The following is a 1,820-nucleotide window of genomic DNA, read 5'->3' as shown; positions in this document are numbered from 1 at the left end:
GGCGGGCTGGGTGGTCGAATACAACACCCGCCGTCCGCATCAGGCTCTGGGCATGGCGTGTCCGGCCGACCGGTTCGACACCCGCACCGCCCAGGACGAGCAGGAACTGTTGCCGCTGCGGCTGCCCACCGCGGTCCGCCTGGCTGCGGTCCCGGCGGCCCGCGAACCCGAACCGGCCGAGCTGCTCCCGCCGGACCAAGCCGCACCGATCGCTGAAGGCATCACTGAAAGCAAGATCTGGGATGGCGGGGCGGTGGAGTTCGAGCGGACCGTGCCGACCAGCGGGAACATGTTCGTGGCGGGCCGCCAGTTCTGGCTCGGCCCCGCCCAGACCGGAGTCGTGGTGACGTTCTGGGCCGACACCGACGTCATCCACCTGCTCAACGCCGGGGCACGGATCAAGTCGGTGCGCGCGCACCTGTCGACCGCGGACCTGACCGCGCTGGCCGCCTGCGGGGCCCGCAAGGCCGGACCGCCGCCGCTGCCGCCCGCCGAAGACGGGCAGGCGGTCGAGGTCGACCGGACCGTCAACAGGGACGGCAACGTCGGCCTGGGCGGCCGGATGGTGCTGGCCGCGGAGATCCTGCGGGGCCGCCGGGTCGGCATCCGCGTCGAACCCGCCACGCTGATGTTCTTCGACCTGGACTCCCGTGAGCTGCTCCGCACCAGACCCAACCCGTTCACCTCCGCGCAGGGCCGGGGCACTGCGCGGGCTGCGGCGGCCGGGCCACCGCCCAGGCCACGCACCGAACCGGTCACCGTCCAGCGGCGGGCCGGCAACACCGGCGTCGTCATGGTCGCCGGCCAGAAGATCGCCCTCGGCCGCCTGCACGCCGGACGAGTGGTCACCATCCACGTCGCCGAAGCCACCCTGGCCATCGAGCTGGGTGGCGACGACGTGCGGACGGTCCGGCGGATCACTACCCAGCCCGTGCGCAGCATCAAGGCACACCGGCCCCACAAGGCCGCCCCATGAAACCTAGAACATCCGTCAAGCATGTCCTGGGACTAAAACGCCAAGCATCTCGTGGGACTAGACAGGGTGCCTCCGGTTGCTCGGATCCTGTGCCTTCTCGCGCGCGTAGGGCCCTTCCCTCAAACCCCGCAAGTCCGCAAAATCGCGGGATAAGTGCAGGTGAGCGCGCTTGCGCACCCGCAGCCGCGCCTCCGCAAGGCCGTTGCTGTAAGAGGTCGTAACAGAATCAGCGGACGAGGCGTCGCCGGCAGATGATGGCTGCGGCGAGGGTCATGAAGGCTTCATGGATGTCGTCGCGGGTCTCCCAGCGGATGCGTAAGCGGCGGAACCAGTGCAGCAGGCCGATGGTGCGCTCGACGACGTAGCGGTGGACGCCCAGCCCGGACCCGTGCGGGCTACCACGGCGGGCGATGACCGGTTTGATGCCCTTGGCCCAGACCAGGCGCCGGTATTTGTCGTGGTCGTAGCCGCGGTCGGCCAGCAGCCGCCCGGGTCTTCGCCGAGGCCGGCCGACCCGGCCTCGGACGGGCGGCACCGCCTCCAGCAGCGGTATCAGCTGGGTGACGTCGCCCGCGGTTCCCGCCGGTCAGCGACACCGCGAGCGGGGTGCCGTGGCCGTCGGTCAGCAGGTGGTGTTTGGAGCCCGGCCGGCCGCGATCGACCGGGCTCGGCCCGGTTCTGGGCCGCCCTTGAGCGTGCGGACGTGCGAGCTGTCGATCACCGCCCTGGACCAATCCAGCTGCCCGGCGGCATGCAGCTCCTCCAGCAGCAGACGGTGCAACCTCTCCCACACCCCGGCCTGATGCCACTCGGCCAGCCGCCGCCAGCACATCATCCCCGACCC

At 71.0% G+C, this 1,820-nt stretch carries 2 pseudogenes; one reads left to right on the top strand and one right to left on the bottom strand.

Annotation, left to right across the window (positions count from 1 at the left end):
• A pseudogene (locus tag AB0C84_RS46070) lies at positions 1-976 on the top strand (IS481 family transposase); the annotation flags it as partial.
• Positions 977-1,202: 226 nt separating this feature from the next.
• On the opposite strand, the pseudogene AB0C84_RS46065 reads toward AB0C84_RS46070, so the two are convergent.
• Positions 1,203-1,820, bottom strand: a pseudogene (locus AB0C84_RS46065) (IS5 family transposase); the annotation flags it as partial.

Source organism: Actinomadura sp. NPDC048955 (genome assembly GCF_040649435.1).
Taxonomy (GTDB): domain Bacteria; phylum Actinomycetota; class Actinomycetes; order Streptosporangiales; family Streptosporangiaceae; genus Spirillospora; species Spirillospora luteofluorescens.
Note: the sequence above shows the minus strand (reverse complement) of the source record. Positions and strands in the feature narration are given on the sequence as shown.